The 25989-nt window shown below is 55.6% G+C and carries 23 protein-coding genes and 3 tRNA genes; 22 read left to right on the forward strand and 4 right to left on the reverse strand.

Annotation, left to right across the window (positions count from 1 at the left end; translation table 11 throughout):
- The first annotated feature begins 100 nt into the window (after positions 1 to 100).
- The 8 genes from recA (at position 101) to MLE19_RS05915 (ending at position 6766) form a co-directional block, all read left to right on the forward strand.
- Positions 101 to 1174 (forward strand): recombinase RecA, encoded by a 1074-nt coding sequence (recA, locus tag MLE19_RS05880; protein ID WP_240717136.1) that lies wholly within the window; start codon positions 101 to 103, stop codon positions 1172 to 1174.
- 24 nt (positions 1175 to 1198) lie between these two features.
- Positions 1199 to 1663, forward strand: a complete 465-nt coding sequence (locus MLE19_RS05885; RefSeq protein ID WP_240717137.1) for a regulatory protein RecX — start codon at positions 1199 to 1201, stop codon at positions 1661 to 1663.
- Between the two features lie 222 nt (positions 1664 to 1885).
- Positions 1886 to 4495, forward strand: a complete 2610-nt coding sequence (gene alaS / locus MLE19_RS05890) for an alanine--tRNA ligase (protein ID WP_240717138.1) — start codon at positions 1886 to 1888, stop codon at positions 4493 to 4495.
- 90 nt (positions 4496 to 4585) lie between these two features.
- Positions 4586 to 5836 carry an aspartate kinase gene (locus tag MLE19_RS05895; RefSeq protein WP_240717139.1) on the forward strand — a complete coding sequence of 417 codons (1251 nt, stop codon included), beginning with the start codon at positions 4586 to 4588 and terminating at the stop codon, positions 5834 to 5836.
- A gap of 196 nt (positions 5837 to 6032) precedes the next feature.
- Positions 6033 to 6221: a carbon storage regulator CsrA gene (gene csrA, locus MLE19_RS05900; RefSeq protein WP_240717140.1), complete on the forward strand. Its 189-nt coding sequence runs from the start codon at positions 6033 to 6035 to the stop codon at positions 6219 to 6221.
- Positions 6222 to 6354: 133 nt separating this feature from the next.
- Positions 6355 to 6447: transfer RNA gene (locus tag MLE19_RS05905), tRNA-Ser, on the forward strand.
- Between the two features lie 64 nt (positions 6448 to 6511).
- A tRNA-Arg gene (locus MLE19_RS05910) sits at positions 6512 to 6588 on the forward strand.
- A gap of 101 nt (positions 6589 to 6689) precedes the next feature.
- Positions 6690 to 6766 (forward strand) — tRNA-Arg (locus MLE19_RS05915).
- A 198-nt stretch (positions 6767 to 6964) separates the two neighbouring features.
- Here MLE19_RS05915 and MLE19_RS05920 read toward each other — a convergent pair.
- On the reverse strand, positions 6965 to 7960 hold the full coding sequence (locus MLE19_RS05920; protein WP_240717141.1) for a tRNA dihydrouridine synthase: 996 nt from the start codon (positions 7958 to 7960) through the stop codon (positions 6965 to 6967).
- Between the two features lie 138 nt (positions 7961 to 8098).
- Here MLE19_RS05920 and MLE19_RS05925 point away from each other — a divergent pair, with 138 nt between their 5' ends.
- The 3 genes from MLE19_RS05925 (at position 8099) to MLE19_RS05935 (ending at position 11595) form a co-directional block, all read left to right on the forward strand.
- Positions 8099 to 8356, forward strand: coding sequence for an OadG family protein (locus tag MLE19_RS05925; protein WP_240717142.1), 258 nt, complete (start codon positions 8099 to 8101; stop codon positions 8354 to 8356).
- A gap of 91 nt (positions 8357 to 8447) precedes the next feature.
- The gene (gene oadA / locus MLE19_RS05930; RefSeq protein ID WP_240717143.1) at positions 8448 to 10262 is read left to right on the forward strand and encodes a sodium-extruding oxaloacetate decarboxylase subunit alpha; all 1815 of its coding nucleotides are present in this window, start codon (positions 8448 to 8450) and stop codon (positions 10260 to 10262) included.
- 10 nt (positions 10263 to 10272) lie between these two features.
- Complete coding sequence (locus tag MLE19_RS05935) at positions 10273 to 11595, forward strand: sodium ion-translocating decarboxylase subunit beta (protein ID WP_240717144.1); 1323 nt, start codon at positions 10273 to 10275, stop codon at positions 11593 to 11595.
- Positions 11596 to 11691: 96 nt separating this feature from the next.
- On the opposite strand, the gene MLE19_RS05940 is transcribed toward MLE19_RS05935, so the two are convergent.
- Both MLE19_RS05940 and MLE19_RS05945 read right to left on the reverse strand, forming a co-directional pair.
- Positions 11692 to 12309, reverse strand: a complete 618-nt coding sequence (locus MLE19_RS05940) for an IMPACT family protein (RefSeq protein ID WP_240717145.1) — start codon at positions 12307 to 12309, stop codon at positions 11692 to 11694.
- The gene (locus MLE19_RS05945) at positions 12309 to 12713 is read right to left on the reverse strand and encodes a LexA family protein (protein WP_240717146.1); all 405 of its coding nucleotides are present in this window, start codon (positions 12711 to 12713) and stop codon (positions 12309 to 12311) included. Before MLE19_RS05945 ends, MLE19_RS05940 begins: the two co-directional genes overlap by 1 nt.
- Positions 12714 to 12910: 197 nt before the next feature.
- Between MLE19_RS05945 and ccmA the strand changes: the two genes are divergently transcribed.
- The 10 genes from ccmA (at position 12911) to smc (ending at position 23645) form a co-directional block, all read left to right on the forward strand.
- Positions 12911 to 13543, forward strand: coding sequence for a cytochrome c biogenesis heme-transporting ATPase CcmA (gene ccmA / locus MLE19_RS05950; protein WP_240717147.1), 633 nt, complete (start codon positions 12911 to 12913; stop codon positions 13541 to 13543).
- 144 nt (positions 13544 to 13687) lie between these two features.
- Positions 13688 to 14356, forward strand: a complete 669-nt coding sequence (gene ccmB, locus MLE19_RS05955; protein WP_240717203.1) for a heme exporter protein CcmB — start codon at positions 13688 to 13690, stop codon at positions 14354 to 14356.
- A gap of 14 nt (positions 14357 to 14370) precedes the next feature.
- Positions 14371 to 15138 (forward strand): heme ABC transporter permease, encoded by a 768-nt coding sequence (locus tag MLE19_RS05960; RefSeq protein ID WP_240717148.1) that lies wholly within the window; start codon positions 14371 to 14373, stop codon positions 15136 to 15138.
- The gene (gene ccmD, locus MLE19_RS05965) at positions 15138 to 15329 is read left to right on the forward strand and encodes a heme exporter protein CcmD (protein WP_240717149.1); all 192 of its coding nucleotides are present in this window, start codon (positions 15138 to 15140) and stop codon (positions 15327 to 15329) included. The genes MLE19_RS05960 and ccmD overlap by 1 nt, the downstream gene beginning before the upstream one ends.
- Positions 15326 to 15835 carry a cytochrome c maturation protein CcmE gene (gene ccmE / locus MLE19_RS05970; protein ID WP_240717150.1) on the forward strand — a complete coding sequence of 170 codons (510 nt, stop codon included), beginning with the start codon at positions 15326 to 15328 and terminating at the stop codon, positions 15833 to 15835. Before ccmD ends, ccmE begins: the two co-directional genes overlap by 4 nt.
- Positions 15836 to 15887: 52 nt before the next feature.
- Positions 15888 to 17897 carry a heme lyase CcmF/NrfE family subunit gene (locus MLE19_RS05975; protein WP_276322342.1) on the forward strand — a complete coding sequence of 670 codons (2010 nt, stop codon included), beginning with the start codon at positions 15888 to 15890 and terminating at the stop codon, positions 17895 to 17897.
- Entirely contained in the window at positions 17894 to 18421 is a 528-nt protein-coding gene (locus MLE19_RS05980; RefSeq protein WP_240717151.1) for a DsbE family thiol:disulfide interchange protein, read from the forward strand. Before MLE19_RS05975 ends, MLE19_RS05980 begins: the two co-directional genes overlap by 4 nt.
- Positions 18412 to 18882: a cytochrome c-type biogenesis protein gene (locus MLE19_RS05985; RefSeq protein WP_240717152.1), complete on the forward strand. Its 471-nt coding sequence runs from the start codon at positions 18412 to 18414 to the stop codon at positions 18880 to 18882. The genes MLE19_RS05980 and MLE19_RS05985 overlap by 10 nt, the downstream gene beginning before the upstream one ends.
- Positions 18879 to 20126 carry a c-type cytochrome biogenesis protein CcmI gene (gene ccmI, locus MLE19_RS05990; protein ID WP_240717153.1) on the forward strand — a complete coding sequence of 416 codons (1248 nt, stop codon included), beginning with the start codon at positions 18879 to 18881 and terminating at the stop codon, positions 20124 to 20126. Before MLE19_RS05985 ends, ccmI begins: the two co-directional genes overlap by 4 nt.
- A 24-nt stretch (positions 20127 to 20150) precedes the next feature.
- Positions 20151 to 23645: a chromosome segregation protein SMC gene (gene smc / locus MLE19_RS05995; RefSeq protein ID WP_240717154.1), complete on the forward strand. Its 3495-nt coding sequence runs from the start codon at positions 20151 to 20153 to the stop codon at positions 23643 to 23645.
- 31 nt (positions 23646 to 23676) lie between these two features.
- On the opposite strand, the gene MLE19_RS06000 is transcribed toward smc, so the two are convergent.
- Positions 23677 to 24846 carry a mandelate racemase/muconate lactonizing enzyme family protein gene (locus MLE19_RS06000; RefSeq protein WP_240717155.1) on the reverse strand — a complete coding sequence of 390 codons (1170 nt, stop codon included), beginning with the start codon at positions 24844 to 24846 and terminating at the stop codon, positions 23677 to 23679.
- A gap of 98 nt (positions 24847 to 24944) precedes the next feature.
- Between MLE19_RS06000 and MLE19_RS06005 the strand changes: the two genes are divergently transcribed.
- The gene (locus tag MLE19_RS06005; protein ID WP_240717156.1) at positions 24945 to 25835 is read left to right on the forward strand and encodes a LysR family transcriptional regulator; all 891 of its coding nucleotides are present in this window, start codon (positions 24945 to 24947) and stop codon (positions 25833 to 25835) included.
- Positions 25836 to 25989 lie beyond the last annotated feature (154 nt).

A 25989-nucleotide genomic window follows, 5' to 3' on the forward strand; every position in this document is an offset into this window, starting at 1 on the left:
AAAAAAATAGTTGTGAGAAAGCGTGATCAAGGATTTGTTTACGGCGCAATCTTTGGCATACTACTGGGTAATTATACAGCTTGTTATGAGGAATCTCTGAATGGCTCAGGATGACAACCGCACGAAAGCGCTAAACGCTGCACTTACCCAAATCGACCGTCAGTTCGGCAAGGGCACCGTCATGCGTCTTGGCGACGCACCGCGTGTGGTGATGCCGTCGGTTTCCACTGGCTCGTTAGGGCTTGATATCGCCCTTGGCATTGGCGGCCTGCCGTTTGGTCGTGTTTGCGAAATCTTCGGCCCGGAATCATCGGGTAAAACGACCTTGACCCTTTCGGTGATTGCTCAAGCGCAGAAGCAGGGCAAAGTATGTGCCTTCGTTGATGCCGAGCACGCGCTAGACCCCAGCTACGCTGAAAAACTGGGCGTTAACCTGGATGACTTGCTGGTTTCCCAGCCAGACACCGGTGAGCAGGCGCTGGAAATTACCGACATGCTGGTACGCTCCGGCGGTGTTGACGTCATCGTTATTGACTCTGTCGCAGCGTTGACCCCCCGCGCTGAAATCGAAGGCGAAATGGGTGACTCCCACGTTGGTTTGCAGGCGCGTTTGATGTCGCAGGCGCTGCGTAAAATCACTGGTAATATCAAAAACGCCAACTGCCTGGTGATTTTCATTAACCAGATCCGCATGAAGATCGGCGTTATGTTTGGTAGCCCTGAAACCACCACGGGCGGCAACGCACTGAAGTTCTATGCCAGTGTGCGTCTGGATATTCGGCGTACCGGTTCGGTGAAAGTTGGCGATGAAGTTACCGGCAACGAAACCCGCGTGAAAGTAGTTAAAAACAAGGTGGCACCGCCATTTCGTCAGGCTGAATTCCAGATTCTCTACGGCAAGGGTATCTACCATGCAGGTGAGGTCATTGACCTGGGCGTGCAGTGCAACTTAGTCGACAAAGCCGGTGCCTGGTACAGCTATAAAGGCAAGAAAATCGGCCAGGGTAAAGCGAACTCAGCACTCTACCTGGAAGAGCATCCAGACATTATGATCGAAATCGAAACGCAAATTCGTGAACAGCTCTTAGCCAAGCCTGATCCTAAAAAGGAGAAGGAAGACGCGCCTGCTGAAGCAGCGGCTGAAGTGGATGCAAACGATGACGATCTGCTCTAAAACTGCTCTAACTGAGACAAGCTGATGTCCTTTATGTCTCAGCGCGATGCCACTCCCCGTGACATCGCGATTGGCTTGCTGGCTCGGCGTGAATACTCTCGCGCTGAGCTAGCTCAGCGATTGAAGAAAAAATCGTTCGACGCAACCGCTATCGACGAGTGTTTAGATGCCCTGGCCGAACAAGACCTGCAGTCCGATGCGCGTTTTGCGGCTAGTTTCGTACGCTCGCGCATTCTGCGCGGCCAGGGTGTTATTCGTATTAAAGGCGAACTGCGCCAGCGCGGTGTTGACCAGGAAACCCTTAACGCTGCTTTTGAAGAAGTGGAGGAGGGGGAGCAGGTCGACTGGTTCGAGTTAGCTCGGGAAACCCTGACGCGGCGCTTTGACAGCCCCGGTGAAACACCTAAAGAGCGCGCTCGGCGCGAGCGCTTTCTAGCGAGTCGCGGCTTCGATTTTGAGCAAATTCGCTACGCGCTCTCCTGTCTTTAATACGCTGGTTCCTGCCTGTAACACTTTTTTCCTGCCTTAAAAAAGACGCCTATTAGCTTTCTAGTAGCGCTCTAATACGCTTTTCTACCTAGTTGTTTGCCTCTCTGCCACTAAGTGCGGCTTTAGTCGTTTGACAACTGCGCTATAATGGCCCCTTTGCGACCCCTGAGGGTAGCGTCGACAGCGCCCTGGGACATCACGCTTTCTTGTTACGGATACCCTATGAAAAGCGCAGAGATTAGACAGGCCTTTCTCACCTTCTTTGAAGAGCAAGGGCATTCGATTGTACCCACCAGCTCTTTAGTGCCGGGCAATGACCCGACGCTGCTGTTTACCAATGCCGGCATGGTGCCGTTCAAAGATGTATTTTTGGGTCGCGATCCACGCCCATACGTACGGGCAACGTCTGCGCAGCGCTGCGTACGGGCGGGCGGTAAGCATAATGATTTAGACAACGTCGGCTATACCGCACGGCACCACACCTTCTTTGAAATGCTGGGTAACTTCAGTTTTGGCGACTACTTCAAGCACGACGCCATACGCTTTGCCTGGGTTTTTCTCACCGAAACGTTGGGTCTGCCTAAAGAGAAGCTATGGGTTACGGTGCATGTCAGCGATGATGAAGCCGAGCGCATCTGGAAAGACGAGATCGGCATTGATCCTGAGCGTTTTTCCAAATTAGACGAAGATAACTTCTGGCAGATGGGTGACACCGGCCCCTGTGGCCCGAGTTCGGAAATCTTTTTTGACCACGGTCCAGAGGTTTGGGGCGGCCCTCCCGGTAGCCCGGAAGAAGATGGCGACCGCTACATCGAAATCTGGAACCTGGTGTTCATGCAGTTTGATCGTGATAGCCAAGGTACGCTCAATCCGCTGCCCAAGCCCTCTATCGATACCGGTATGGGCTTGGAGCGTGTGGCTGCCGTTATGCAGGGTGTCCACTCCAACTACGAAATTGATCTGTTCCAGAGCCTGCTGCAGGCGGCCGCGAAAGCGACAGGGCATCCTGATACCACGACGCCTTCGCTGCGCGTGATCGCTGATCATATTCGCTCCTGTGCCTTCCTGATTGCCGATGGCGTGTTGCCGTCTAACGAAGGTCGCGGCTACGTCCTGCGTCGCATCATTCGTCGTGCCATTCGCCATGGCCACAAGCTGGGCGCCGTAGAGCCGTTCTTCCACAAGTTGGTGGACGCGCTGGATGCCGAAATGGGCGATGCGTATCCAGAGCTTCGCGAGGCGAATGACCAAATCACCCGAGTGCTGTTGAAAGAAGAAGAGCAGTTCGCCCGCACGCTGGATCACGGCATGGGGCTTCTAAATGCGGCCTTGGCCGAGCTGGATGGCAAGGTGCTGCCGGGTGAGACGGTATTCAAGCTTTACGATACCTACGGCTTCCCGTTTGATCTTACCGCCGATGTATGCCGCGAGCGTGGCGTTACCCTGGACGAAGAGGGCTTTCAGCAGGCCTTAGAAGCCCAGCGCGAGCGTGCTCGCGCGGCTAGTCAGTTCGGTGCCGACTACAGCGCCTCTATCGAACTGGAGGGCGAAACGGCTTTCACCGGCTATGATCGCCTGGAAGATCACGCCAAGGTAACGGCACTGGTCGACAGCGAAGGCAACGAACTGGCCGCGCTAGAAGACGGGCAGAAGGGCGTTGTGGTGCTAGACCGCACGCCATTTTACGGTGAGTCAGGCGGTCAGGTGGGCGATACCGGCTATTTGTATGTCGACGGCGGCCGTTTCCAGGTCACCGATACCCAGAAGCAGAGCGGTCACCACCTGCACCAGGGCATCATGGTTGAGGGCTCGCTGAGTGTGGGCGCCAGCGTGCGCGGCGAAGTAGATGCCAGCCTGCGTACGGCCACCATCCGCAATCACTCGGCGACCCACCTGCTACACAAAGCGCTGCGTATGGTGCTGGGTGATCACGTGCAGCAGAAAGGTTCGCTGGTTAATGCCGAGCGCCTGCGCTTCGACTTTAGCCACTTTGAGCCGATGACCGCTGAGCAGTTGGCGGAAGTCGAACGCTTGGTCAATGAGCAGATCCTGGCCAATGCGCCGACCAAAACCGAACAAATGAGCCTGGATCAAGCCAAGGCCAAGGGCGCAGCAGCACTGTTTGAGGCCAAATACGCCGAAAACGTACGCGTGTTGACCATTGGTGCAGACGACTTCTCCATCGAGTTGTGCGGTGGTACCCACGTCACACGCAGTGGGGATATCGGCTGCTGCCATGTCATGAGTGAAGTAGGCATTGCCTCTGGGGTGCGTCGTATCGAAGCAATCACCGGCGAAAACGCGCTGGCCTACTTCCGCGAGCAGGAAGCCCGCCTTGAGCGCTTGGGAGAGCGTTTGAAGACCAAGCCAGAGCAGGTCGAAGCGCGGGTAGAGTCACTGGTTGAGCGTAACCGCAGTCTGGAAAAGGAGCTTGAGCAGCTTAAAGCCAAGCTCGCCAGCGCCGCAGGTAGCGACATGCTGAGCCAAGTGCAGGAGATCAATGGCGTTAAGCTATTGGCGACGCAGTTGGAAGGGGTTTCGGGCAAGGACCTGCGAGGTGTCCTTGATCAGCTTAAGAATAAGCTCAGTTCTGGCGTCATTATTCTTGGTGTTGCCGATCAGGCGGCGGGTAAAGTCAGCCTGATTGCTGGGGTAACCCAAGACCTGACCGGCCGAGTGAAAGCCGGAGAACTGGTTAACCATGTTGCCTCTCAAGTGGGAGGTAAGGGCGGTGGTCGCGCGGATATGGCTCAGGCAGGAGGTAGTCAACCCGACGCCCTGCCGGATGCGTTGAAGAGCGTACCAGCATGGTTGGAAAACACGCTTAGCTAAACCCCAAGGCCGATGGCATGATTGTCACCGGCCTTATTTATTTCAATACAATTTCACCCTCCATTCCCGAACGCATAGGAAAAACGGCATATGGCACTATACGTACAGAAGTTCGGCGGCACTTCGGTGGGCTCTGTCGAGCGTATCAAGGCCGTAGCGGAAAAGGTTAAGGGCTTCCGCGATCAAGGCCACCAGGTGGTCGTCGTGGTCTCCGCTATGAGCGGCGAAACCAACCGCCTTACGGATATGGCTCAGGCACTTAACGAAGATCCCGCGCCGCGCGAGATGGATATGCTGCTCTCCACTGGCGAGCAGGTGACGATCTCACTACTCGCCATGGCGCTGCAGCAAATTGGCGTGCCAGCCACTTCGCACACTGGTGCCCAAGTAGGTATTCATACCGATAGCGCTTATACCAAAGCGCGTATTCAGCGTATCGAAACCGACGACTTAAAAGCTGACCTGGAAGCAGGGCAGGTGGTGGTTGTGGCCGGCTTCCAAGGGGTCGATGAGGACGGCAATATCACCACCCTGGGCCGCGGTGGGTCTGATACCACTGGTGTTGCCCTGGCCGCCGCGCTAGGCGCCGATGAGTGTCAGATTTACACCGATGTTGACGGCGTATACACCACTGACCCTCGTGTTTGCTCTAAAGCGCAGCGCTTAGAAAGCATTACGGTGGAAGAGATGCTGGAACTCGCCAGTCTCGGCTCGAAAGTGCTGCAGATCCGCGCGGTAGAGTTTGCCGGTAAATACAACGTACCCCTGCGGGTGCTGTCGAGCTTTGAAGACGGCCCCGGAACCCTAATTGTTGCAGAAGCAGACAAAGATGAGGACGCTATGGAAGAACCACTGATCTCCGGTATCGCCTTTACCAAGAATGAAGCCAAACTGACTTTGCTCAATACACCAGATGTCCCAGGTGTAGCTTCACGTATTCTTGGCCCAATTGCCGATGCCAATATCGAAGTCGATATGATCGTTCAGAACGTTGCCCCTGCCGGCGACTATACCGATTTCACTTTTACAGTGGCCAAGGGCGACTATAAAGCGACTAAAAAGCTGCTCGAAGAGACGGTGATCCCGGATCTGGGTGGTGGTGAACTGCGCGGTGACGACAATATTGCCAAGGTTTCTTTGGTGGGTGTCGGTATGCGTTCTCACGCGGGCGTTGCATCGAAAATGTTCCGCGTGTTGGCCGATGAAAACGTCAATATCCGGATGGTTTCTACCTCTGAGATTAAAATCTCAGTCGTCATTGATGAGAAACATATGGAACTTGCCGTCAATGCATTACACAAAGCTTTTGGTTTAGATAAGGCAGATATCGAATCTGAATAACATTTATGCCTTAAACCTTCTACGCTGAAGGGGTACTTGCTGCCTTGTGGTGGTGAGCTTTCTTTCAACGGGAGGTTATAAGGTGTCATGGAGCCGGTGCTTTTGGTGACAGGCAACACTATGCCGCATAATGGTGTGGTGTTGCCTCCGGCTGACATATCCCGTTGCAATAAAACGTCTGAAAAGGAGATCAGCCATGCTCATCCTAACTCGCCGTGTTGGCGAAACCCTGATGATTGGTGATGAAATCACCGTCACTGTACTAGGTGTAAAAGGTAATCAAGTGCGGATTGGTGTTAATGCGCCTAAAGATGTCGCGGTTCACCGTGAAGAGATTTACCAGCGTATCCAGCGTGAACGAAGCAGTGAAAACGAAGTGGAATAGAACTTGCGGGCTTGCATTATGATTCGATGTTCAAGACGTAAGCGTATATGTAAGCTATGGCCGGTGCGAAAAAAATCCGCAGAGGACTAGACACAAGATCCCTAAATCGGTAATATTCGCGCCGTGCCGTTGAGGAGAGGTGGCCGAGTGGCTGAAGGCGCTCCCCTGCTAAGGGAGTATAGGGTTTATAGCCCTATCGAGGGTTCGAATCCCTCTCTCTCCGCCAATTGCATGGCCATAGAGCACTTGGTTAAAAGTGCTTAGTTAGAAAATATATGGTCACAAGGTATGCGCCCGTAGCTCAGCTGGATAGAGTACCTGACTACGAATCAGGGGGTCGGAGGTTCGAATCCTCCCGGGCGCGCCACCTTATTAGCAGTAATTGACAGCATGTATTGATAGCTTATAGACGCTTTGCATCAGTTGATGTAAATGCCAAGTGTCAGTAAACGCTAGTTGCAACATCACGCGCCCGTAGCTCAGCTGGATAGAGTACCTGACTACGAATCAGGGGGTCGGAGGTTCGAATCCTCCCGGGCGCGCCAGATTTCAAAACCCGCTCTCCTATCGAGAGCGGGTTTTCTGTTTCCAGCCTGACTTTCTATTTTCAGCCTGACCGCCAGTTTCTAGTCTGACCGGAAGTAGCTCGCGCTCCGGTCTTGCGATCGTTTGTAGCGCCCCCGCTTTGCGGTAGGGCGCTTTTTTTTGCCTGTTGATAAGGATGGGGGCGATCTAGAGAAGGGCTAAGCCAGCGCGGCGTGCTGCTCGTCGACGATAAGGCTGTCGAGTAGCTGGTCTAGTTCGGTGAGGCGCTTCACTCGCTGGAAGTTTTGCTCGGCTTCGGCGCTGCCTTGGCGCATTTGGGCAAGCCACTGCTTTACCAGAGAGACGACAACGCGGTCAGGCAGCTGCTGGCGCTGCAGAGCGGCGTACTCTTTGAGTACGTTGGCACGCATGGACCAACTGCTTTCGGGCAACCGTTCGCCGGTCTGTAGCCAGTGGCGAATGCGCGGAGCCAGCCAGGGGTCGGCCAGCGCGCTGCGGCCTAACATCACATCGCGACAGCCTGAGAGTGTCCTGGCTTTCCAGTAATCCTCCAGTGTCCAGATATCGCCATTGGCGACAACGGGAATGCTCACATGGCGGCGAATCTTGCCGATCCACTCCCAGTGCGCAGGCGGCCGGTAGCCTTCATCGCGAGTTCGCGCATGTACCACCAGTTGCGCTGCCCCACCCGCTTCAGTGGCCTGGGCGCAGGCAACCGCAAGGCGGCGGTTAGCGAAACCCAGGCGGATCTTGGCGGTGACCGGGATTTGCCCGTCTAACGCATCATGAACGGCTTTAACCGCTTGGTAGACGCGATCGGGCTGGCGTAACAGCGAAGCGCCGCCATCGTGGCGATTAACTAGTTTGGCTGGGCAGCCGAAATTAAGGTCAACGCTTACTGCGCCAAGCTTGAGCGCCTGCTGTGCATTCGCCGCTAGAGCAGCAGGATCAGAGCCCAGTAGCTGTAAATGCACAGGAATTCCGCTCGGCGTTGCCACCGGCGGTTGCGCAAGTTCAGGACAATGCTTATAAAACACTCTTGGCGGTAGGCGTGCATCGACAACACGGACAAATTCGGTAACCGTCCAGTCGAACCCGGCATGGCGAGTCAACAGGTCTCGCGTCAGTGCATCGATGACCCCTTCCATCGGGGCTAGGCCAATTCTGCCGTTTTGTAGTAAATTAACAACCATGACTTCCACTATCGCGCCATTGCATTCTATTCTGGGTGTGGCAGGTTAGAGTATTCCCCTCACTGCGCCAAGGGCCTTTAATTGCCGTTGGTGAAATAACGTGTCTAGCAACTGTACTTTAAGACGTAGGAGCGCCTTATGCAGGATTATGAACTATTGCAGGACGGGTTGGCGTTAATGGCGCTAGGTATGGGTGTTGTATTTGTTTTTCTTACTATTTTAGTTATTAGCGTTACGCTAATGTCGAAGCTGATCGGGCGTTTTGAGCCTGCGCCCGTTGTGGCGGAGACGAGTAAGTCATCGCCGCAATCAGCCGCGCCTTCTGGTCAAAATGACGAGATGATGGCGGTGATTAGTGCTGCAGTGCACCGTTATCGCTCAACGCGGCGTCGTTAACTTTCTCAATTTTATTCATCTCAGCCCTCTTTAGGCTATTTTTTTGTTATTTTTACTACAAACTTACAACTCTCTACTGTGAGCCAAGACCATGAACGAGACAAAACGCCCTTTAGGCATTACCGATGTCGTGCTGCGCGATGCCCATCAATCGCTATTCGCGACGCGTATGCGCTTGGACGATATGTTGCCGATCGCCGAAAAGCTTGATCGCGTAGGCTACTGGTCACTGGAAACCTGGGGTGGGGCGACTTATGACGCCTGTATCCGCTATTTGGGTGAAGACCCATGGGAACGTATTCGTGCCTTGAAGGAAGCGATGCCGAATACGCCGCAAGCGATGTTGCTACGTGGTCAGAACCTGCTGGGTTACCGCCACTACGCGGACGACGTTGTCGATAAGTTTGTCGAGCGCGCTAAGACCAACGGTGTTGACGTCTTCCGTGTCTTTGACGCTATGAATGATCCGCGTAATTTGGAACGCGCCATTCAGGCGGTGCGTAACGTAGAGGGCCACGCCCAGGGCACCATCTCTTATACCGTGAGCCCGGTACATACCCTGGATAGCTGGGTCGATCTCGCCAAAACCATTGCTGGTTTGGGCGCGGATTCATTGGCTATCAAGGATATGGCGGGGCTGCTGACGCCCTACACGGCGTTTGATCTGGTGACGCGGCTCAAAAAAGAGCTGTCGATCCCGGTGCATTTGCACTGTCACGCCACTACCGGCCTCTCTACATCGACCATTTTGAAAGCGGTAGAGGCAGGGATTGATAACGTCGATACCTCGATCTCGTCAATGTCGATGACCTATGGCCACAGCCCGACCGAGTCCGTCGTCGCCATGTTAAAAGATACCGGCCGCGATACCGGGTTGGATCTGGAGCTGCTAGAAGATATCGCCGGCTATTTCCGCGAAGTACGCAAGAAGTACGCCGCTTTTGAAGGCTCGCTGCGCGGTATTGATTCGCGCATTCTAATTGCCCAGGTGCCGGGCGGCATGCTGACCAATATGGAAGGCCAGCTCAAAGAGCAGGGCGCGGGCGATAAGCTGGACGACGTGCTGAGTGAGATCCCCCGCGTCCGCGAGGATCTTGGCTTTATCCCGCTGGTAACGCCCACCTCGCAAATCGTCGGCACCCAGGCGGTGATGAACGTGATGATGGGCGAGCGTTACAAGTCGATTTCCAAGGAAGTGCAGGCGCTACTCAAAGGTGAGTATGGCGCTGCCCCCGCGCCCTTCAACGCAGAACTGCAAAAGCGCGTGTTAGAAGGCGGCGAGCCGATTACCTGTCGCCCAGCGGATAACCTCTCACCGGAAATGGAGAGACTGGCAACCGAACTGAAAGAGAAGGCCAGCGCCGAGGGTATCCGCTTGGCGGAAGGCAAGCGTGAAGTCGATGACGTGCTGACCTATGCGCTATTTCCCCAGATTGGTTTGAAATTCCTGAAGAACCGCGACAATCCAGACGCCTTTGAGCCTGTTCCTCAAGCAGCTGAAGCCAGCGCTGAAAAAGCTCCTGCCAAGGTAGAAAGCCAAGCGTCTGCACCTAGCAGCGGATCAGAGACCTATACCGTTAAGCTCAACGGCAAATCGTTCGTAGTGGAGGTTTCTGAAGGCGGTGAGCTGGGCGAGGTGCAAGAGCAAACGGCAGCCAGCACTAGCGCACCCAAAGAGGAGGCGCCTGCACCCAGTGGTGAAACCATTGATGCACCGCTGGCGGGTAATATCTTTAAGGTGAACGTTCGCCCCGGTGAGCAAGTCGCTGAAGGTGAAGTGGTCATCATCCTGGAGGCGATGAAAATGGAAACCGAAGTGCGTGCCAGCAGCGCAGGTACTGTGTCTAAGGTGAACGTCAGCGAGGGCGACAGCGTAGCCGTAGGCGATACGCTGATCGAGCTCTAAGGGCCCAGTAATGGATAAATTAGTAACGTTATGGGAAGGCTCGGGGCTGTATAACCTTGAGCTTGGTCAAGCGGCCATGATCCTGGTGGGTCTACTGCTGCTCTACCTTGCCATCTATAAGAAGTTTGAGCCGCTACTGCTGGTACCCATCGGTTTTGGCGGTATTCTCGCCAATATTCCTGAAGCTGGGTTGGCTATTTCAGCGCTAGACCAAGCAATTGAGGTTGCAAGACCCGCGGTGCTTCAGCAGATGGCAGCAGCGCTCGGCGCGACGTTGGATCCGCTGGCGAACTTGGACGCATGGCGTGAGTCGCTAAAAGCGATTGCCCACGATTCTGCGGCGCCGGATCAGGTGCGCGCCGCGAAAGATATCGCCATGAGTGTGGGTTACGGTGACGGCATGCTCTACAGCTTTTATAGCGTAGCGATTGCTTCGGGTATTGCCCCCCTGATTATCTTTATGGGCGTAGGCGCCATGACCGATTTCGGCCCGCTGCTGGCCAACCCGCGCACGCTGTTTTTAGGTGCGGCCGCTCAGTTTGGTATTTTTGCCACGCTGTTTGGCGCTGTAGTGCTCAGCTCAATGGGCATCATGGATTTCTCGCTTAATCAGGCCGCCGCTATAGGTATTATTGGCGGTGCTGATGGCCCGACCTCCATTTACGTCTCCAGCGTGTTGGCGCCGGAGTTGCTGGGGGCTATCGCCGTGGCCGCCTACGCCTACATGGCGTTGGTGCCGCTGATTCAGCCGCCGATCATGCGTTTGTTGACCACCCAGAAAGAGCGTGAGATCAAGATGACCCAGCTGCGGCCGGTGTCCAAGCTGGAAAAAGTGGTCTTTCCACTGGTGTTGCTGATTCTGGTTGCGCTGTTTCTGCCCGATGCTGCACCGTTGCTGGGTATGTTCTGCTTCGGTAATTTAATGCGGGAGTGCGGCGTGGTTGAACGCCTGTCGGATACCGCGCAAAACGCCCTGATCAATATCGTCACCATTATCCTCGGTCTGTCGGTGGGCTCCAAGCTGATGGCCGAGAGCTTCCTGTCGTTTGAGACCCTGGGGATCTTAGGCTTGGGTATTGTCGCCTTTGGCATTGGCACGGCGGCAGGGGTATTGATGGCAAAGCTGATGAATTTAGTGAGTAAAATGCCGATCAATCCGCTGATTGGTGCTGCCGGTGTTTCTGCGGTACCGATGGCTGCCCGGGTGGCCAACAAGGTGGGGCTGGAGTCGAACCCGCATAACTTCCTCTTGATGCACGCCATGGGACCCAATGTGGCAGGTGTTATTGGGTCGGCGGTTGCGGCCGGTGTGATGATTAAATACCTTGGGTAATGCTTAAAGAGTGAGTATCCGTGCGCGGCGTACTGACACGTTCAGTATGTCGCGTTTTTTTATGGGCTATTTCTAAGAGCTATTTCGATGGGCTATCTAGTGAGTGAGAATGTCGATAGCGCTCTTCAAGCGGTTTTCTAGCGGGGAAAGGTCAAGTGGGTTGTCCCGAGGCCAACCAATGGTTAGACGGACACCATCGCCATCGTAATCCGCTTGCTCAATAGGGATATCTTGCTCTTCGCACCAGGCGCGGGCAATCGCTTCGTTGGCAAAACTGAGCCGCAGGGTATAAAGATCGCGCTCGACCACTTCCCGGGTAGGTAGCGTCTCCAAAGCATGACTAACCGCCTGGGCGTAAGCGCGGGCCAAACCGCCGGTACCCAGCTTTGTGCCGCCAAAATAGCGAATCACCACACAGCCAATATGACCTAGTTGGCTGCCCAGGAGGACTTGATACATTGGTCGTCCAGCGGTGCCGCCAGGTTCGCCATCATCCGAGAAGCCAATCATATTTTGCTCACCGGGGGGGCCAGCAATATAGGCAGTGCAGTGATGGCTAGCATTGGGGTGTTCAGCTTTAGCCGCCGTCAGCATGCGGGCGAATGCATCAATATCAGTGGCGAAGCAGGTCCAAGTGATAAAATGGCTTTTTTCTACTTCAGTGTCAGTCGTATGCCAGGACGAAGGTGAGAGCTCTGGAACCCGGTAGCGCATTAATGCTCCGTGACGGTATGCTTCCTTGTCAGGCAAGCCTTGGGATGAGATTCAACACCCATCACCATGCCGAGCACCTGAATATCACGGTTGTGCAAAAAGAGCGCTGGTTGCAGGCTATCTTCAGGCCATAGCTCTACGCCAAGACGACTGATAGCGAGCTGCTTTAACGCTATTTTTTGCTGGTTGATCTCGGCAACGGCGGTTTCTGTTTGGGTATCGTGTTGATAACGGCGAATAATAATGACATCGCCATCGAATAAGTTGCAATCACGCATTGCGTTACCGCGCACTTTGAGCGCATAGGTATTACGCCGTGTCACGCTAGGCACCATCGAATATGCACGTGGCACAGAGTGTAGGTGGTTACGTTTAGCGGTAGGTGCTGCCATCGATATCGTCATCAGGAAGTCTCCATTGCATGTTCTTTCATACAGTGGTTTTTAGTATAGACCTGTTTTTGCATACAGTGCCAGCAGTAATTGGTCTTAGGACAGATTGATTGACATCAAGCTGCGACCCAGCGCCGCATTGTGTTAGTGGCGAGAAACGGCCTTTCCGTGTAGAGTTCGACGCGAAATCAATGTGCCTGGAGAGTCTCTTGAGCCTGTGTCTACAAGCCCGAAAGCTGTCCTGCGAACGTGATGATCGCTCGCTTTTCAAGGGGTTGGATCTCGACATTCGCAGCGGTGAAATCGTGCGTATTGAAGGGCCTAATGGCAGTGGTAAAACAAGTCTGCTAAAAATCCTCTCCGGGCAGCTAAGCGACTATGAAGGCGAGCTGTTCTGGAATGGCGCTGCGATGAAAAGCGTCCGTGAACATTTTCTCGCTAATTTGCTCTATTTAGGACACGCCCCAGGCATAAAATCAGGGCTCTCTCCGTTAGAAAATTTAGCCTGGTACCAAGCCCTGAGTGGCGAGAGCAGCGAAGGGAAAGGGGGCGAAGAGCAGCGCCTGGAGGCGCTTGAGCAAGTTGGCCTGGCGGGCTTTGAAGATATTCCCGCCGGGCAACTCTCGGCAGGCCAGCAGCGCCGTGTGGCGCTAGCGCGTTTAACGCTGACACCGCGAGCGCTGTGGGTGCTAGACGAGCCCTTCACCGCCATTGATCGCCACGGCGTCGCGGCCCTTGAAAGGCAACTGATTGAGCATGCTCAGGCGGGTGGCTGCGTACTAGTAACGACTCACCACGAGTTAGCCGCTTCAACGCCTATAAGGCGGATCGCGCTGGGGTAGAAGGAGACCGGATTGCAGGAAACAGGGTTGCAGGAAACAGGGTCGCACAGCTCTTCACATAGCTCTTCTAGTAGCTCTCTATATGGAGCCGACGCCACCGCAGATGTTCTGCCAGTGCCGCTGCTTGAGCACAAAGGTGGGCTGATGATCGCGGTAAAGGCCACGCTAGTGCGTGATTTGACGCTGCTGCTTAGACGTCGCGGGGAAGTGCTCAATCCGCTGGTGTTTTTTGCCCTGGTGATCACCCTGTTTCCAATCGCTATTTCACCGGATCCAGAGCTGCTGGCGACGATTGCACCAGGTTTGCTTTGGGTGGCGGCTCTGTTGGCCGCGCTGCTGTCGTTAGACAGCCTGTTTCGTAGCGACTATGACGATGGCAGCCTTGAACAGCTGCTACTGGCTCCCCAGCCGCTGGCGGCATTAAGCGTGGCCAAAGTAGCGGTGCATTGGCTACTGACGGGGCTGCCATTGGCACTCATGGCGCCGCTGCTGGGCATTATGCTCGCCTTGCCAGTGGGTAGTTACGCAGTGCTGGCGCTGTCGCTTGCACTGGGTACGGCCAGCTTGAGTCTGATTGGTGCCATTGGTGCGGCGCTAACGGTCGGCTTGGCGCGGGGCGGCGTACTGCTCTCGCTACTCGTGCTGCCGCTGTATATTCCGGTGCTCATTTTTGGCGCAGGTGCGGTGCAGGCGGCTATTTTGGGTGACGGCGTCTCTGCGCACTTGGCTATTTTAGGCGCACTGCTGGCCGCCTCACTAATGTCAGCGCCTTGGGCGATTGCCGCATCGCTGCGTATCAGTATTAACGGTTAAGGACAGGACACGCTATGTGGGCCTTTATACACAAACTGGGATCACCCAAGTGGTTCTATGGCATTAGTGCTAAATTACAACCCTGGTTTTGGGCCGCAGCGGCGCTGCTATTAATCACTGGCTCGCTATGGGGGCTGGCGTTTGCGCCTGCGGATTATCAGCAGGGCAACAGTTTCCGGATCATTTACGTCCATGTGCCGGCGGCTTTTTTAGCGCAGTCCATTTTTATCTCCATGGCGGTGTCTGGGCTCGTGTTTATGGTCTGGAAAATTAAGGTCGCCGATATGGCCGCGGCAGTTATGGCACCGCTGGGCGCTGCCATGACCTTTGTCGCGCTATTTTCGGGCGCCGTTTGGGGTGTGCCGACCTGGGGCACCTGGTGGATGTGGGATGCGCGCCTCACCTCAATGCTGATTCTGCTGTTTTTGTATTTGGGCGTGATCGCCCTGCGTGGTGCCTTTACCAGCCGTGATAGCGCATCTCGGGCAGCCTCGGTGCTGGCCATGGTAGGCGTGATCAATATTCCTATTATCAAATACTCGGTGGATTGGTGGTACACCCTGCACCAGCCCGCCTCGTTTACGTTAACCTCGCGTCCGACAATGCCCACCGAGATGTGGCTGCCACTGGTCATTATGGTGCTGGGCTTCTACAGCTTTTTTATAGCCTTGACGCTGATGCGCACGCGCAGCGAGATTCTGCGCCGCGAGGCGAGCAAGCGCTGGGTACAAGAGTTGGTTAACGGCCAGATGATGAAAGTACCGGCAGAGGAGACGCGCTAATGGCATTTGCCTCATTTTCCGAATTTCTTGCCATGGGCGGCCATGCCCCTTACGTATGGTCGGCTTGGGGGGTAACAGCGCTGTTGCTGGTGGCCACCGTTTGGCATGCGCGCGTTGAACAGCGTCAGTTAATCAAGGGCTTGAAGCGTCGGGCGCGGCGCGCAAATAGCTTAAAAGGAAACACCCCATGACACCTAAACGTAAACAGAAACTCTTCGTCATTTTGGGGTTGGTGTCGCTAACGGCGATTGCAGTCGGGCTAACGCTTTACGCACTACGCGCCAACATTAATCTGTTTTTTAGCCCGGTGCAGATTGCCCAGGGTGATGCGCCTATGAAACGGCAAATTCGCGCGGGTGGCATGGTAAAAGAGGGCTCGGTTTCCCGTGATCCTGAAAGCCTGGACGTCGAGTTTACCGTAACGGATTACGTCGATGACCTAGAGGTCTACTACAGCGGCATTCTTCCCGATCTGTTCCGCGAAGGCCAGGGCGTGGTGGTGGTCGGTGAACTGCAAACCGATGGCCGTTTGTATGCCGATAAAGTGCTGGCGCGTCACGATGAGAACTACATGCCACCGGAAGTAGCACAGGCACTTGAAGAGGCGGGCTATTCGCCGGCCGACTACCAGGCCAAGGCTGCCGAAGTGGGTCAGCGTCTTGAGGAAGAGGGCGTCCCCCAGGCAAGCGAGTATTAACACTCATCGTTTAACCGACTTGCCCTACCGCCAGTGCTAATTCGGAGCGCACATGCTTATCAAAATGATCCCTGAGATTGGCCACTTTGCTCTCATTATTGCGCTCTTAATGGCAATGATGCAGGCAGTGATGCCGCTGGCCGGTGCAGCGACTAGACGGCCTTTGTGGATGGCCTATGGCCAGCCTATGGCGGCCGGGCAGTTTCTGTTTGTTGCTATCGCCTATGCCTGTTTAACCGCAAGCTATATGCTCGACGACTTCAGCGTAGCGAATGTGGCTAACAACTCTAATTCGCTCCTGCCGTGGTACTACAAATTCAGTGCGGTGTGGGGCAACCATGAAGGCTCAGTGCTGCTATGGAGTTTAATGCTGGCGGGCTGGGGCTTTGCAGCCAGCGTGTTTACCGGCAGCTTGCCGCGGGATATGGTCGCTCGGGTAATGGGCGTGATGGGCATGGTGTGCGTCGGTTTCTTGCTGTTCATCCTGATCACCTCTAATCCTTTCGAGCGCTTACTGCCCGATATGCCCCAAGACGGTGCTGATCTTAATCCGCTGCTACAAGATTTTGGGCTAGTGGTGCATCCGCCCATGCTCTACATGGGTTACGTGGGCTTTTCCGTGGTCTTTGCTTTTGCTATCGCGGCGCTATTGGGTGGCCGCCTAGACGCCGCCTGGACGCGCTGGGCACGGCCTTGGACAAATTTGGCCTGGGCATTTCTTACCGTGGGTATTGCCCTGGGTAGCTGGTGGGCCTATTACGAGCTTGGCTGGGGCGGCTGGTGGTTCTGGGATCCGGTCGAAAACGCGTCGCTACTGCCTTGGTTAACGGGGACTGCACTGGTGCACTCGCTGGCGGTGACGGAAAAGCGCGGCTCGTTTAAGAGCTGGACGGTGCTACTGGCAATCTCAACCTTTTCACTGTCGCTAATGGGAACCTTCCTGGTGCGCTCTGGCGTGCTTACCTCGGTACATGCGTTTGCCAACGACCCTGCCCGTGGCTTCTTTATCCTCATGCTGCTGGCGATCACGGTGACGCTCTCGCTGCTGGTATTTGCCCTGCGTGCTCCGCGCGTCAGCCATAAAGTCGGTTTTAACTGGCTCTCCCGGGATGCGCTGCTGCTGGTCAACAATATCTTCCTAGTCATCATGACGGTTACCGTTTTGCTAGGCACCGTCTATCCGCTGATTCTAGACTCCCTGGGGCTGGGTAAAATCAGCGTGGGGCCGCCTTACTTTAACGCTCTTTTTGTGCCGCTGACCGTGTTGATGTGTATCTTTATGGGGCTTGGCTCTGTTACTCGCTGGAAGGGCATGGCGGCGCGTGACTTAGTGCGCAAGCTCTGGCTGGCGGGCGCTGCGGCGCTGGTGTTGGGGGTGCTAATGCCGCTGCTGTATCGCGGAGAGTGGAACCTGTTTGTCTCCCTGGGGATCGTCTCTGCGCTGTGGATTGTGCTGCCGATGCTGCGCGATGTGTTTGATAAAACCCGTCACGCCAGCTCGTTTGTCGCCGGGGTACGCAAACTGTCACTCTCTTACTGGGGCATGGTGTTAGGACATATTGGTGTGGCGGTCACGATTGTGGGTGTTGCCGTGGTGTCCAACTACAACATCGAGCGCAATGTGCGGATGTCACCAGGCACCACGGTAGAAGTGGCCGGTTATCAGTTTACGATGACAGAGTTGATAGAGCGTCGCGGCCCTAACTTCCTGGCGGATACCTCGATTATTCAGGTACAGCGTGGCGAGACTGGAAGCAGCTTCACCATGCGGCCCGAAAAGCGTCTCTATTTAGCCACCGGTATGCCGATGACCCAGGTAGCTCTGCGGCCGGGGCTGTTTCGCGACCTCTATGTTGCCATGGGCGAAGATCTTGGCGACGGCAGCTGGGCGATGCGGGTTCAATACAAACCATTTGTGCGTTGGCTGTGGCTGGGTGCTCTGTTAATGGCAACCGGTGGGCTTCTTGCCGTGCTCGATAAACGCTATCGCCGGGCAGCGGTCACCCGAGAGGCTCCCCGCACCATCAATAAAGGTGATTCACCGCAGGAGGCCGTGGTATGAAGCGCCGGCTACTGCTGTTACTGCTGCCGGTTGGGTTTTTAGGGCTGGCACTGTTTTTTTACCAAGGTTTATCGCTGGATCCATCTCAGCGCGACTCCGCGTTGATGGCGCGTGACTTTCCTGCTTTTGAAGCCACCACGCTGCGGGATGAAAATCGGCGCGTGGATCAATCGTTGCTGCAAGGCGACGTTACCCTAGTGAACGTTTGGGGCGAGTGGTGCCCTGCGTGCAAGCAGGAGATGCCACAACTGCTGGAGCTAGCCGATCGGGGCATTCGCATGGTGGGCGTTAACTACCGTGATACCCGCGAGAAGGGCATGGAGTTTCTCAGTGAATTTGGCGATCCGTTTGAAACCAATATTTTCGATCCAGAAGGCGAGCTAGGCTTTGACCTCGGCGTCTACGGCGCGCCGGAAACTTTTCTGGTTGATGCCGACGGTGTGATCCGCTATCACCATAAAGGCTACGTATCGCCGCAAGACGTCCGCGAACGAATCCTGCCGGAGGTGGAAAAATGGCGCTAATCCGCATTGTCGCAGCATTAATGCTGCTGGTTATGGCGTCAGGCGCAGTGGCGGCCGGTATTGAGTTACGCGAGTTTGACGATCCCGTTACGGAGAAGCGTTACCGCGACTTAACCGCCTCAATGCGTTGCCCGCTGTGTGAAAATCAGGCCATTAACGATTCCGATGCGCCTATTTCGGCGGACATGCGCGAGCGGGTCTATCAACTGTTGCAAGACGGCCAGTCGGACATCGAAATTGTTAACCATATGGTGCAGCGGTTTGGTGAATATATTCTCTACAACCCGCGATTAGAGAGCCGTACCTACCTGCTTTGGGGATTGCCTATTGCGCTGGTGCTACTAGGCGCGCTGGTGGTTGTGTTGATGATTCGTGCCCGCCGAAATGCCTCTGCTAAAGCGTTGAGCGCCGAAGAGCGCCAGCGGATAGATGCGCTGATTAACCGTAAGAGGTCTTCATGACGCTGCTCTGGATTGCGATTGCCGTTTTACTGCTCCCTGCGCTATGGCTGCTGGTAGCGCCGCTAAGAAACGCGCGTCGATTACATGATCAACAACACGCGTTTGAAACCAATGACACTTCTGCCGAGCAGAACGTGGCGATTTTTAAGCGTCGTTTGAATTCATTAGAAGCGGCGCGCGAGCGAGGCGACATAGACGCCGAGCGCTTTGAAGAAGACCGGCTGGAGCTTGAGCGTAGCCTGCTGGAAGACACCGCGGTGCGTACGCGTCGGCCGCTCAAACCAGCAGGGGCGGGTCGCCTGGTGGTGCCTATCGTTATGGTGGCCGTGGTAGTGGTCAGCGTGCTCTGGTATCAGCAGAAAGGCGCCGAGGGCGACCTTGTGTTACTCGCCGTTCAGCAAGAAGTACAGAATGACCCCGAAGGCTCGCTGGACATGTATATTAAACGCATGGAAGAGCAGGCCGAGCGTCAGCCAGACAACCCCAACGTATGGAGCGCGCTGTTTCCGGTCTATCGCGAAACCGGGCAGATGCCCCAGGCCGTCGATGCGCTTGAACGCTTGATCGAGATTGAAGGCCGTATTCCACCGTTGCTGGCTCAGCTAGCGCAAATTCGCTTCTTTATGGCCGAGCGCGAACTCACCGATGAAGTGCAGGCGCTGGTCGATGAAACGCTGGAACAAGATCCGCGCCAACCTACCGTGTTGGGTATGCTAGGTATTCACGCCTTTGATAACGGTGATTATGAACAGGCCATCGACCGCTGGCGCCGTGCGGTTGCCAATATCGAAGACCCCAATACCGCCGCCTCGCTGCGCGATGGTATTCGCGTTGCCCAAGAGCGAATGGGCGTTGCGCCCGAAGAGGCCGCCGTGGAAGCGGCAGAGAGTTCAGGTATTCGTGTGAGTGTCTCGTTAGACGAGGCGCTTGCCGATCGCGTTGATGGCGATGACACGGTGTTTATTACCGCTCGCGATGTGGAAGGCGAGCTACCACCGCTGGCCGTGGTTCAGGCACAGGTGGCTGAACTTCCCATGACCGTGGTATTAGATAATAGCGTGGCCATGTCACCCCAAGCGCAAATTTCCCAGGTACGTGAAGCGCGGTTGATGGTGCGTGTTTCGCCTTCCGGCCAAGCCATGCCCCAGCCGGGAGATCTGTTTGGCGACCTTGAAGGCGTCAGCGTCGGTCCTATTTCTGATGAAGAAGCCGCTGAAGTGGTGATTAACCGTGTCTTTGAATAATCGCAACGGGAACGCGGCCTAAGTATGCGCTTAACGTCGATTCGCTTAGTCGGGTTCAAGTCCTTTGTGGACCCCGTCACGGTACCCTTCGATGGCAATATGACCGCCATCGTGGGTCCCAACGGCTGCGGTAAATCCAATATTATTGATGCCGTGCGCTGGGTCATGGGGGAATCCTCCGCCAAAACTCTGCGCGGCGAATCAATGGCTGACGTTATTTTCAACGGCTCCACTGGTCGAAAACCGATAAGCCAAGCCTCCATCGAACTCAAGTTTGATAACCGCGACGGCGGTATGGGCGGCGTTTATGCGCAGTATGCCGAAATCGTCGTTAGGCGCCTGGTAACGCGGGATGGTCAATCCAACTACTTCTTCAACGGCCAAAAGTGCCGTCGGCGGGATATCGCCGACCTGTTTATGGGCACCGGCCTGGGGCCGCGTTCCTACGCGATTATCGGCCAGGGCATGATTTCGCGGTTGATCGAAGCTCGCCCTGATGATTTACGCTCAACGCTGGAAGAAGCCGCGGGTATCTCCAAGTACAAAGAGCGCCGCCGGGAAACTGAAAACCGCATGCGGCGCACCCAAGAGAACCTGGAACGTCTGGACGATATTCGCGAAGAGCTGGATAAACAGCTAGAGCGCCTTAAACGACAGGCCGAAGCTGCCAAGCGCTACCAGGAACTAAAAGAACAGGAGTACCGGCTCAAGGGCGAGCTGGCGCTGCTGCGGGGCCGCACTCTTCGCGCGGAACAATCGCACCAGGAGAGCCGCGTTCGCGAGTTGGAAATCGCGGTCGAAAAAGACGTCTTCGGGGTTCGTCAGTGCGAAACCCGCTTGGAACAAGCCCGCGAACAGCACGACGAACTCTCTGAAGTGCTCGACCGCCACCAACAGCAGTTCTTTGAAACCACCACGCGCATTGCCCGCCTCGAACAAGATCAGGCTCATCGCCGTAGCCGTGAAGCTCAACTGGCTAGCGATATTGCTACCGCCAGGCGTGACCTGGACGAGCAGCGCCGAGTGAGCGAAGGCGATCAGGAACGCTTAGCCGCGATCGATGAGCGCTTTGACGATCTGCTTCCTGAGCACGAAGCCTTAGAAGAGCAGCTCGAAAGTTTGGAACAGTCGCTAGCCGACGCATCTCCTGCCCTGGAAGCCGCTGAACAGCAGTGGACCGATGCTGAAACCCGCTGGCGGGATGCTAGTCGCAACGCTGATCGCAGCCAGGATCAACTGCGCGACTTGGAGCAGCGTATTCAGCGGCTGCAAGCCGAAAATCAGCGTCGCCGCCAGCAGCGTAGTGAGGTCGCCGACCTCACCGGGCTACGCGAAGAGCATGCCGTATGCGAAGAGCAGTTAGCGGAAGCCCAGCAGCAGGCGGAAGGCTTTCAATCCCAGCGCGATCAATGGCAGCAGCGCTATGGCGATGCCAAGGCGGCCCAGCAGCAGGCGACTCAAACCCGCGATCATCAACGCGCTGAACTAAGCCAGCGTCAGGGGGAACTGGCCTCCCTACAAGCGTTAATCGACGCTGCACTGGTGGATCACGACCCCGCGATAGGCACAACCCTGGAAGCGCACGGTTTGGCAGAGGCTCCCCAGCTGGGTGAGGTATTACAAGTAGCGCCCGGTTGGGAAGCGCTTACTTCCTGGTTGCTTGCGCCGTGGCTCAATGCACGTTTAGTCACTCGCCAGCAGTTGGCGGCCTTGCCCGAGGCCTTAGCCACCGATTGGCGTTTGATCGATCAAACCTCGCCAACTCCCTCTACCTCGGGTCAGCGATTAGACAGCTTGGTCAAAGGCGCAGGCGCGCTGGGCGAATGGTTAGCAAGTATTCACTATACGCAAACGGCCGAAGAGGCAGAGGCACAGGTAGCGCATTTGGCACCTGGCGAAAGCGTGGTGAGCCAGGATGGGGTTTGGTTGGGCCGTGGCTGGCTGCATCAGCAAGCCAACGGTGAAGGCATCGACGGGCTGCTATTGACCCGCCGCCGCTACGCCGAGCTTTCCGCTCAGCGCGAGAGTGAAGAACAGGCCTTGGCGCTGGCAGAAGAGCAGTGTGAGATGGCTAGTGAGACGATTGAAGCGCTAGAGCAGGCTCGAGAGCAGCAGGCCGAACAGGAACGTGCCCACGCCAGCACCTTGCAGCAGTTGGCGGTGAAAGAGCGCAGTTTGGCTCAGCGCTTGGAGCATCTTGAAAGTCGTGCGACGGAGCTTGATGCAGAGCTTGCCCAGCTACAAGAGGATGAAGCAGAGTTAGCGCTTACTCTTGATGAGCAGCGCGCCCGCTGGCATGTGGCGATGGAGCAGCTAGAGAGCGCCGCCGAAGCCCGGGAAACCAGTGCCGAGCAGCGCAATCGCCAGCGTGGGGCGCGTGACCAGTTGACGCAACAGCATGCCCCGCTTAAAGCCCAGCAGCAGGCGTTGGCACTTGAGCGTGAACGCTTAAGCGCTGAGCGGGATAGCCTGCGCTCTCAGCAGGCGCGCTCGAGCGACTCGGAAGAGCGCCTCTCGCTGCGTATTGCCGAGCTTGAAGAGTCTCGGGAGATGTTGGTCGAGCCCGACGAGCTGGCAGGGGAAGAGCTTGAAGAGTTGCTTCATCAGCGTGAGCAGCAGGAAGGTCGCTTGAATGCGACGCGTCAGCAGGCCCAGGCGCTGGCAGAACAGTTGCGCAATGATGAACTGGCTCGCCAGCAACATGAGCGCAATCTTGAACAGAGTCGCGAGCAGTTACAGCAGCGGCGTATGGACGTTCAAGCGCTGGCACTTAAAGCAGCCACCCAGGATGAGCAGCTAACGGAGCTTGGCCATAACGTCGAGACCCTCGCCGAACAGTTGCCCCAGGAAGCGACGGAAACACGTTGGCAGGAGCGCCTGGAAAGCACCACCGACAAGATCCGCCGCTTGGGGGCGATCAACCTCGCCGCCATTGAGGAGTACGACCAACAGGCCGAACGGCGCAATTACCTGGAAGCGCAGCATGCCGAACTCACCGAAGCGTTGGAAACCCTGGAACGGGCGATTAAGCGTATTGACCAGGAAACTCGGGTGCGCTTCCGCGAGACCTTTGACCAGGTCAATGCCGGGCTGCAGGCGCTGTTCCCTCGCGTGTTCGGTGGCGGTGCGGCATGGCTAACGCTAACGGGCGATGATCTATTGGAAACCGGCGTGGCGATTATGGCCCGCCCGCCGGGTAAGAAGAACAGCACCATTCATCTGTTATCGGGCGGTGAAAAAGCGCTTACTGCACTGTCGTTGGTATTCGCAATCTTTCAGCTCAACCCTGCGCCGTTCTGTATGCTGGATGAAGTGGATGCCCCGCTGGATGACGCCAACGTGGGTCGTTATGCAAGGCTGGTAAAAGAGATGTCTGAAAACGTGCAGTTTATCTATATCACTCACAACAAGATTGCCATGGAAGCCGCCGAGCGCTTGATGGGGGTGACCATGCAAGAGCCCGGCGTGTCGCGGTTAGTCTCGGTGGGTATCGAAGAAGCGGCAGCGCTGGTCGATTAAGCAGCTTTACCCTTAACCTCGGCCCTTTACTTTAACCTTCACCAAGCTCGCGCATCACCGCATAAAGCTTCGACTTCGCTTCAAAGCCTACGCCGGGAATCTCCGGCAGCGCCACATAGCCATTCTCCACCTGAATACCATCTGCAAAACCGCCAAAGGGTTGGAAAACGTCCGGGTAGGATTCGTTGCCGCCAAGCTGCAAGCCTGCGGCGATATTCAGCGACATCTGGTGGCCGCCATGGGGAACTACGCGGCGCGAGGACCAACCTAGTTCGTCCATGACTTTTAATGTGCGCATATACTCCACCAAGCCATAGGAGAGCGCGCAGTCAAACTGCAGGTAGTCGCGGTCGGCGCGCATACCGCCATGGCGGAGCAGGTTTCTCGCATCCTGATGCGAGAACAGATTCTCGCCGGTGGCCATGGGCAACTCGTAGTGATTAGCAAGCTCCGCCTGCAGGGCGTAGTCGAGCGGGTCACCGGCTTCTTCATACCAGAACAAGTTATAAGGCTTCAGCGCTTCGGCATAGGCGATGGCCGTTTCCTGGTCAAAGCGGCCATTGGCATCCACGGCTAAACGGCTGCCGTCACCAACGACTTTAATGACTGCCTCTATCCGGCGCAGGTCTTCATCTAATGGGGCCGCACCTATTTTCATTTTGACCACGTTATAACCACGGTCTAGGTAGCTACGCATTTCATCTTGAAGCTTGCTGTGGTCTTTGCCGGGATAGTAGTAGCCGCCCGCCGCATAGACCCAAACTTTATCGTCCGCCTGCCCGTTGCGGTAGCGATCAGCCAGTAGCCGGTAGAGCGGTTTGCCTTCAATTTTGGCCACCGCATCCCAAACGGCCATGTCGATCGTGCCTACCGCCACTGAGCGCTCGCCGTGGCCACCGGGCTTTTCGTTGGCCATTAAGGTTTTCCAGATGGCAAAGGGATCCAGGTTGTCATTGGCCTGATCAATCAGGCTTTCCGGGTCAGCCTCGCTGATACGGTCGAGAAAACGGTCACGCATCAAGGCGCCCTGGCCATAACGTCCATTGGAGTTAAACCCGTAGCCAATCACAGGCTTACCATCGCGAATAACGTCGGTGATGACCGCCACCACCGAACAGGTCATCTTTGAGAAGTCGATGTAGGCATTGGCAATGGGTGAGGCGATGGAAACGGTTTTTTCGCGTATTTCGACGATGCGCATGGTGTACTCCTTAATGGGTGATGGCATTACATTAAGCGTGACAATTCGGCGCTACCAATGCTATTACTATGCCGCCCCATGCTGAAACGGCATTGCCTATGGAACTTGTTTGGCTCGAAGACTTTAACGCCCTGGCAGAACACGGCAGTTTTGTACGCGCGGCAGAGGCGCGTCACATCACTCAGCCAGCGTTCAGCCGACGCATTCGCTCGCTAGAGCAGTGGATGGGCGTTAAGCTATTTGTAAGAACCCCGCAGGGCACCACACTGACCGAAGCAGGCAGTCATATTCAAGTCCATGCGTTTGAAGCGATAGGGCGTCTTTATAGACTGCGCGCAGAAGCGCAAGAGGTGGCAGGCAAAGCGGCAAAAACGCTTCAATTTGCCGCCACTCATTCGCTCTCTTTTAGCTTTTTCCCGCGATGGATTCGGCGCATCGAGAACGGTGCGCCGATTGAAGCGATTCAGCTCCACTCAGACAGCATGCTTGGTTGCGAACAGCTGTTGGTACAGGGTGAGGTGCCATTCTTGCTCTGTCACCTTCATCCGGAGGTGCCTTCGCCGCTGATCCAAGACCAGTTTGTTAGTCAAAAAGTAGGAGACGATACCCTCATAGCGCTAGTGGCCAGCTCTTTGCTGGGTACTCATGCGCCCAATCAGCTACCTTATTTGGCCTATACAGAAGCGTCGGGTCTTGGGCGTATTGTGGCGCACCGTTTATATGGCAGTAGAGACGTTTTAGCGCTTAAGGCTCAATTTAGTAGCCACTTGGCAGCGGTGTTAATGTCGATGGCATTAGAAGGGAAAGGGGTGGCCTGGTTGCCAAAAAGCCTTGCAGAGCAAGAGATTAGAGATGGCCGTTTAGTGCGGGTGCTTGATCCCTGTTGGGATATAGACATGCAAATACATCTTGTCCGACCAAGAACTTCTTTAAGCCCAGCGGCCGAAAACTTTTGGACTCGTGTCGCGGATTTAAGCGCAGATGTTTAACACGGCGTAATTAATGATAGGCTGAACACGTAAAAAAATGTCCTAAAGCGTTCAAGTTAACTATATTACCCCTATTAAGAGTGCGCTTGAGATGGCTAAGGTTTTATACAGTGATTAGATAGGTGAGCTGAGTTGGCTGTCAAAACGACTTTTC

Source organism: Vreelandella neptunia (genome assembly GCF_022489065.1).
Taxonomy (GTDB): Bacteria; Pseudomonadota; Gammaproteobacteria; order Pseudomonadales; family Halomonadaceae; genus Vreelandella; species Vreelandella neptunia_A.

Excerpts from the sequence above, each read along its gene's own strand:
- MLE19_RS06005 (WP_240717156.1), top strand. The coding sequence starts at position 24,945 with ATGGAACTTGTTTGGCTCGAAGACTTTAACGCCCTGGCAGAACACGGC.
- recA (WP_240717136.1), top strand. The coding sequence starts at position 101 with ATGGCTCAGGATGACAACCGCACGAAAGCGCTAAACGCTGCACTTACC.
- MLE19_RS05980 (WP_240717151.1), top strand. The coding sequence starts at position 17,894 with ATGAAGCGCCGGCTACTGCTGTTACTGCTGCCGGTTGGGTTTTTAGGG.
- ccmE (WP_240717150.1), top strand. The coding sequence starts at position 15,326 with ATGACACCTAAACGTAAACAGAAACTCTTCGTCATTTTGGGGTTGGTG.
- MLE19_RS05885 (WP_240717137.1), top strand. The coding sequence starts at position 1,199 with ATGTCCTTTATGTCTCAGCGCGATGCCACTCCCCGTGACATCGCGATT.
- MLE19_RS05945 (WP_240717146.1), bottom strand. The coding sequence starts at position 12,713 with ATGACGATATCGATGGCAGCACCTACCGCTAAACGTAACCACCTACAC.
- MLE19_RS05925 (WP_240717142.1), top strand. The coding sequence starts at position 8,099 with ATGCAGGATTATGAACTATTGCAGGACGGGTTGGCGTTAATGGCGCTA.
- MLE19_RS05935 (WP_240717144.1), top strand. The coding sequence starts at position 10,273 with ATGGATAAATTAGTAACGTTATGGGAAGGCTCGGGGCTGTATAACCTT.
- MLE19_RS05940 (WP_240717145.1), bottom strand. The coding sequence starts at position 12,309 with ATGCGCTACCGGGTTCCAGAGCTCTCACCTTCGTCCTGGCATACGACT.
- ccmI (WP_240717153.1), top strand. The coding sequence starts at position 18,879 with ATGACGCTGCTCTGGATTGCGATTGCCGTTTTACTGCTCCCTGCGCTA.
- MLE19_RS05975 (WP_276322342.1), top strand. The coding sequence starts at position 15,888 with ATGCTTATCAAAATGATCCCTGAGATTGGCCACTTTGCTCTCATTATT.
- MLE19_RS05920 (WP_240717141.1), bottom strand. The coding sequence starts at position 7,960 with ATGGTTGTTAATTTACTACAAAACGGCAGAATTGGCCTAGCCCCGATG.
- MLE19_RS05985 (WP_240717152.1), top strand. The coding sequence starts at position 18,412 with ATGGCGCTAATCCGCATTGTCGCAGCATTAATGCTGCTGGTTATGGCG.
- MLE19_RS05895 (WP_240717139.1), top strand. The coding sequence starts at position 4,586 with ATGGCACTATACGTACAGAAGTTCGGCGGCACTTCGGTGGGCTCTGTC.
- ccmD (WP_240717149.1), top strand. The coding sequence starts at position 15,138 with ATGGCATTTGCCTCATTTTCCGAATTTCTTGCCATGGGCGGCCATGCC.
- MLE19_RS06000 (WP_240717155.1), bottom strand. The coding sequence starts at position 24,846 with ATGCGCATCGTCGAAATACGCGAAAAAACCGTTTCCATCGCCTCACCC.
- oadA (WP_240717143.1), top strand. The coding sequence starts at position 8,448 with ATGAACGAGACAAAACGCCCTTTAGGCATTACCGATGTCGTGCTGCGC.
- MLE19_RS05960 (WP_240717148.1), top strand. The coding sequence starts at position 14,371 with ATGTGGGCCTTTATACACAAACTGGGATCACCCAAGTGGTTCTATGGC.
- csrA (WP_240717140.1), top strand. The coding sequence starts at position 6,033 with ATGCTCATCCTAACTCGCCGTGTTGGCGAAACCCTGATGATTGGTGAT.
- smc (WP_240717154.1), top strand. The coding sequence starts at position 20,151 with ATGCGCTTAACGTCGATTCGCTTAGTCGGGTTCAAGTCCTTTGTGGAC.
- alaS (WP_240717138.1), top strand. The coding sequence starts at position 1,886 with ATGAAAAGCGCAGAGATTAGACAGGCCTTTCTCACCTTCTTTGAAGAG.
- ccmB (WP_240717203.1), top strand. The coding sequence starts at position 13,688 with ATGATCGCGGTAAAGGCCACGCTAGTGCGTGATTTGACGCTGCTGCTT.